The organism is Chamaesiphon sp. VAR_69_metabat_338, from assembly GCF_031423935.1.
GTDB lineage: Bacteria > Cyanobacteriota > Cyanobacteriia > Cyanobacteriales > Chamaesiphonaceae > Chamaesiphon.
The window spans coordinates 1-5,829 of the sequence record NZ_JANPGM010000240.1 but is presented as its reverse complement, the minus strand read 5'-3'; the positions used below and the strand labels follow the sequence as shown (position 1 = coordinate 5,829).

Genomic DNA, 5,829 nt, shown 5'->3' with positions numbered 1-5,829 from the left:
CTATGCGTGAGTATATTATGCAGATGAAATACCTACTCAGCGGATCGTAAATAGCTAAGAAAATCATTAACGACAGTGTTAGTGTGTATCCAACAATCGTTAAAGTCAACTTGTCTTGTACTATAACGAATTTACCTTGTTCCATCGACTTAGATCTCCACGAGCGCACTCCTGTAGGTAAAAGTATTATAATGTATAAATTAGTTGTCTGCTAATCGGCCGGTAGATGAATGTCAAAGCGGTTATGGAGATCGAACTAGTACTATGACAAATCAAACCCAACTTTTTCCAAAAAGTCGGGTTTGGATTTTAACCAATATGGCGATTGCGATAAAATTGTCAGTATTCCTACATCTAGTCGTCGATTGATTCCTGAGCTTTTACACTGTTGAGAGATTTTAGAGCGTTTGCTCACAAGTTCCTCATATTCATCGGTCATAATTGGAATTTTTCGCTCAGGGAAACCAGATGGCTGAAAGTGGCTTTAATACTAGCGAAGCCAAATAAAGCTCAGGTAAAGATTTCAGGGCTTGAAGCCTGCATCGATCGAGCATCAAGATAATCAAATTTAGATTGTTGCGAGTCTAGAATCGATCGATTGGCGGTCGCGATCGCATTAACTCGATCGCCATCTCCATAATTTAAATCAAGTAGTCGAACGGTAAATTTATGAGTGTTCGATCGCTGTTCCAGGCTGTCAAAGTTGCCGATGCGGTGGCTCCCTATGACACGATTCAGCTCAAGGTTTTTTATCCAGCGCAGATATCTGATAATGTGCTGGAACAGAGTATGGGTGTCATTCCTGCCGATCGACAATTAGCTCCATTTCCGATCGTCATCTTTTTTGGTGGCATCAATTGTGGTGGGGAATTATATCAATGGCTAGCGGTAACATTAGCCGCGCGGGGTTTGGTAATAGTGACGTTTAATTGGATTGCCGAAAACTTGCCGGGAATGGTAGCCTTGACTCCAGGTGTAGATCTCAAAAACTTGGCTCCGAATACATACGGTACTGCGCCTACAGCGTCAGCCTTGCCCGCATTACTCGCCGGTTTACATCAAATGAACTCAAGTGGAGTTTTGGCAGGCTTGCTGGACTTAGGACGGGTAATTTTGGGCGGACATTCGGCGGGTGGGCGAGCGGCGATCGAAAGTGCCAATCCCAGTTTTTACCCGCAAGTTGTGGCTACTTTTGCTTACGGTGCCCATACAGCCGCGATCGTCCAGTTGGGTTACGCGCCAGGGACAATTTTACCGCTAGACGATCGTTTGCCGATGTTATTAATCGGCGGTAGTTGCGATGGGGTCATTGCCAATAGTGGCGATCGTTATGGTGTCACCTGGGAACGGCCGACAACACCCATCGAGCGGACATTTCAAGCGATCGCCAGCGAACGAGCTGCGCGGTATTTGCTACTCATCGAAGGTGCCAACCATTTTGCGATCGCTCATCCAATAGATACAACAATCGGGACTGCCGATCTGGATTTTCCTGCTACCGGATCGGGAGTACAAATGCGAGATTTAATCTCAGAAGCGATCGGGCTATTTATCGAAGCTTGCGTGCGCTTAAATTCAAGTAGCAGCAAGGCTCTGGACGATTTAATCGATCGGGCAGGATATCTTTAAGTAATTGACGATCGCGTTGCTGTAGATGGGATCGAGTGGGGTGGATTGTCATCTTTCTCAAACTAATTTATTGTGTGTGAGGCACAAGTCATGGACAACCCTGGGCTACGCTATCGATTCCCCGAATTACTGGCGGGATTGAGTTTATTGTCTTTGTCGCTGATTGTCAGCTCGTACTTGTGGGCGGGGGCGATTCGGAATATGAAACGGGTGGATGATGCGCTGACAATTACGGGTTCTGCCAAACGCCCGATTAAATCGGACTTTATCGTGTGGCGGATCTCGTTAGCCAGCCAACAGCCGACAACGCAGGCGGCTTATCAGGAACTAAAAGCGCGGATCGATCGCGTTCGACGCTATCTCAAAGACGCCAAAGTCGATCCGGCGGAGATTTCGCTAGAATCACTCGAAACCGCCGCCTTGCCCGAACTAATTAATGGTAAAGAGACAGGAAAAACTGCTGCTTATAAGTTGAGCCAAAAACTGGAGATTCGATCGACTAAAGTTGACCAGTATGCCAAACTCTCCCAACAAATCACCGAACTCATCAATGAAGGGATTCCCCTAACTTCCGAGCCGCCCGAATATCTCTACACCGAACTGAGCAAGGTGCGGATCGAGATGGTTGCCGAAGCTACCAAGGATGCCAAGGCTAGAGCCGAATCCATTGCCAAGAGTACGGGCAATCGCGTCGGTGGGGTGCGCAGTGCCGATACAGGCGTATTCCAAATTACGCCGCGCCATTCCACGGCGGTAACAAACGAGGGTCGCTATGACACTAGCTCGATCGAAAAAGACATTACCGCTGTAGTTTCGGTCAAATTTGGCATCGATTAAATAGTTATAAGTGGGGCTAGCTGCCCCACTTTTTTAGCTATAGACACGAGATCGAGTCCCATCTCATCCCAAATCCGGTTTGTAAAACTCACTAACCTTGCCCTCACCCCCAACCCATCTGTCTTGACGCACACAAACGGGAGGGAACCTCCCGTTCGATGCGCCGCTCCCAAGCTTGGGAGAGGGGAGCCAGAGCCGCAGGAGAGGGCGGGGTGAGGGCACAAGTGGTTTCGATTGCCAAAGAAGAGTTTGTGAAGCGGATTGGGTATCACACAATTTTTTATTACAGTTTGAGTATTTGTACTCTGAGGTTCGCAGCTCGATCGTAAGATAAATAAAATTTTAATCAACTTTATTTACAGAATCAGAGGTTAGTATGGATGCCTTATTTGAATAATGACGGCGATAGTAGGTTGAACAATTTCCATACCGAACCAAAAATGTATGTCGCCGAATCGACTGGTACCGAAGGAAAGGTCAACTATCTAGCGATCGGAGCTTTCGGTCTAGTACTGACGATCGGTTCGATCTTTATCGCGATGGCCGTTTCCTAAGATCGATCGGGGTGCATTATCAGTAACGAATCGTGCCCACTATTATTTTCGGAGTTTGCCCAAATAACAGTCATTGAGCCAGATTCTAATTGCTTCACCGACGATCGTCCGGCTGCTTTCGATCGGGGGTGAGATAAGGTTATTGGCAACGGGAAATCCCCCCGTGCGCGTGTAGATATTTGCTAACCGCCACCCCTGTCGCGTCTGTGCCAGAAACAGCCAGTGAAACTGTTGGATTTGCCCCGATCGATTGCCCGTATACTGTGTTTCTAAAGTGGTAATAAATACTTGAGTTGCCGCTGCTTGGGGAAATTGGGCTGAGTATTCGCGGCTGACAACAGGTAATGGCTGAAGTTCGGGGACGCTAGCAGTGACGATCGAACTATAGACTCGATCGGTGCGTTTGCGCCGCTGTTGCAAGATTCGATTGCCATAACCGGGCAAGTCACGTACCAATAAATCGGCCAAACTTGACAATTTGGCTGGGCAGGCAATCGGTGTGGCTTGTGCAACTGGTGCGATTGAGGATTTATCGATCGTTGGTGTGAGTTTGCTACTCACTACCAAGATGCGAGGACGAGGCTCGCACCAATTACCAATGCTTAGATCGCAAGCCAGGAGATAATTCAAATTTAGACCAAACTGTGGAGATCTCTGGCTAACATTTTCAACTCTGAGCTGACAACTGTCAACTCATCACCGTGCTACTTAACCCAAGTTGCTATCCCTAAAACGCCTACGATTTCAATCGGCGGCGGTGTAAGAACGAAGCTAAAAGCTATTGTGTGTAGATCCTTAATCCCGAACTGAGGCTACTTACTGATTGCGGATTTGGGCGGCTAGCTGTAACAATTCTGCCCACCGCAGTTGATATTTCTTATCGGTCAGCTTGAGCGTTTTGACGATCGATTCCTTAGTACCATCGGCTTGCTTGAGCTGCATAAAGACTTGCTGCTCGTCAGATAATTGTGCCCAAAAGATGTCCCACTGGCGATCGGTCAAGCCGAGTTTGCGATCGATTTCAGCTCCTAGCCATTGGTGTACCAATTCCCAACTGGCAACGTGAGCAAATTTTTCAATATGGTATTTAAATTTTTGCTGGAGATAGTCCCGTTCGCGGGTGGTTAAGCCCAACATTTTTTCGATTTCGGGAGCAGATAGATCCTCCATCTTGAGCAAGAGATAATCCACGCAAGCCGATTGATTTTGAGCCGTCAGATAGGCAACTAATTCCTCAACTACGCGCTCGCGGAGGACTTCTTCGCTGCCATCGACATTGTCAGACACCATCTTGGCGCGGATTTGTTGCATCAACTTCGAGCCAGCATCCCCATCTTCATCGCGAGCGGTTTCAAAAGCCTGCTCGATATCGACAGAGGTTTCATTGGGTTGTCGCTTGGCAAAGGTTTGGGCACGCAGAACGATCAGTTGCTGAGTGCTGCCATAGCGTAGATGAATCCGCCGTTTGGCATAGCATTCGGTGAAGACCATATACTCTGCTAATTGGATCGGGCTGCGGGGAGTATAGGTATCTTCAAGTAGATTTTCACGCCGAAAAGCTTTGAGCGATTCGACATAAAATTCTTGCAAAAAGTCTTCAATTAATGAGTATCTAGCTTGAAATCCTAGTTGCGATTTGGGAATAGTAATATAGCGATAGACGATCGAACTCAAGTGGCTGTGTAGCTCGATCCGACCTTGGATCGAACCTAGTTGGTAATAGTACAGACACTTAGAGACGCGATGGCGTGCCAATCCAGTCCGCCAAGATTCACTGATACCCGAATTCTGAATGCGTTCGCTCTTTTCACAGATCCGATCGACTTCCACCGCAATCCTGTCGGCGACCGCTCGCATCTGAACCACAGAACCTTTAACTTGCGTTTGTAGAGCTTCGACGAGCATCTCTGGGAGTGGCTGCTTGCTAGATAGTAGGACTACTACATTGGATTGTTGTTGGCGAGTGCTGGTGGCTGGCAGACACTGAGGATGCGCGGCGTTCATGTTGTGTTTCTTCCCTGATGATGCGAACCGATCGTTGCTTACATATCGAATGTACGCGCTAAACACAGGAATTACGTATGATATGTGTCACTTTTTTTACACTAGCTCGATCGCAACACACAGTGCTGGACGGAAAAATGCGAGTCTTGAAGCTCAATCCTAGCCTGAGTTGTAGTTTTAACCGATCTACTATATTGCTATTTGTAAAGTTTTTGAGATGTATTTACCATCCATTTGTATAGATTTGGAATGGACAGTTGGTCAAACTGGCACATTTACTCATCCCTGCTAGTAAATTTGGGTTTGCCAATAGATCGTTCTCAATTCTACGTAAATACCGATATTAAGTTTTGTAAAAATTAGGTGAGAATAGCAACAGGAATTCACCGTACTCCTAAATAGACTGTCAATCGAAATCTTACTCTCATAACTGGGCATACTGAAATATATAGGAAGCGTGATGTAAAATATAGCCCTTTTGGTAGCTATGTTTCAGGCACTGTTAAGACTATAAATGTTGACTCTCTCCGTCCAATCTCGACATCACTGTTATAAAAAAGAGATGCCTACCAGTATTGAAGCAGAACAGCCGATCGATGGCGATCTGCCGCTAATCAAAATTTTATTAGCGGAATCAGATCGATTGGAGATCGATCGCCTCAAAGCGAAGCTCGATCGAGAATTTCCCACTGGCATCTTTATTGTCAAGACTTACCCCCAACTGTTGGAAAGTGTCGCTAGAGAAAGACCGCAAATAGTCATCTTGGGTAATATTGGCAGCTCTAATTATTCAGAGATCGCCAAA

General features: G+C 46.6%; 6 protein-coding genes. 4 read left to right on the top strand and 2 right to left on the bottom strand.

Going from position 1 to position 5,829, the window contains the following annotated elements; all coding sequences use genetic code 11:
- Nucleotides 1-669 precede the first annotated feature (669 nt).
- The 3 genes from RMO84_RS07055 (at nucleotide 670) to psb34 (ending at nucleotide 3,020) form a co-directional block, all read left to right on the top strand.
- Complete coding sequence (locus RMO84_RS07055) at nucleotides 670-1,629, top strand: dienelactone hydrolase (protein ID WP_310487762.1); 960 nt, start codon at nucleotides 670-672, stop codon at nucleotides 1,627-1,629.
- Between the two features lie 90 nt (nucleotides 1,630-1,719).
- Nucleotides 1,720-2,466, top strand: a complete 747-nt coding sequence (locus RMO84_RS07050; RefSeq protein WP_396135795.1) for an SIMPL domain-containing protein — start codon at nucleotides 1,720-1,722, stop codon at nucleotides 2,464-2,466.
- Nucleotides 2,467-2,846: 380 nt separating this feature from the next.
- The gene (gene psb34 / locus RMO84_RS07045; protein ID WP_310487760.1) at nucleotides 2,847-3,020 is read left to right on the top strand and encodes a photosystem II assembly protein Psb34; all 174 of its coding nucleotides are present in this window, start codon (nucleotides 2,847-2,849) and stop codon (nucleotides 3,018-3,020) included.
- Between the two features lie 42 nt (nucleotides 3,021-3,062).
- Here psb34 and RMO84_RS07040 read toward each other — a convergent pair whose 3' ends face one another.
- Together RMO84_RS07040 and RMO84_RS07035 are read right to left on the bottom strand one after the other, a co-directional pair.
- A complete protein-coding gene (locus RMO84_RS07040) occupies nucleotides 3,063-3,650 on the bottom strand; it encodes a hypothetical protein (RefSeq protein ID WP_310487759.1) in 588 nt (195 codons plus the stop codon).
- A 186-nt stretch (nucleotides 3,651-3,836) separates the two neighbouring features.
- Nucleotides 3,837-5,024, bottom strand: a complete 1,188-nt coding sequence (locus RMO84_RS07035) for a hypothetical protein (protein ID WP_310487758.1) — start codon at nucleotides 5,022-5,024, stop codon at nucleotides 3,837-3,839.
- Nucleotides 5,025-5,586: 562 nt separating this feature from the next.
- On the opposite strand from RMO84_RS07035, the gene RMO84_RS07030 reads away from it, so the two are divergent.
- On the top strand, nucleotides 5,587-5,829 hold a 243-nt coding region (locus RMO84_RS07030; protein WP_310487757.1), incomplete at its 3' end, for a hypothetical protein.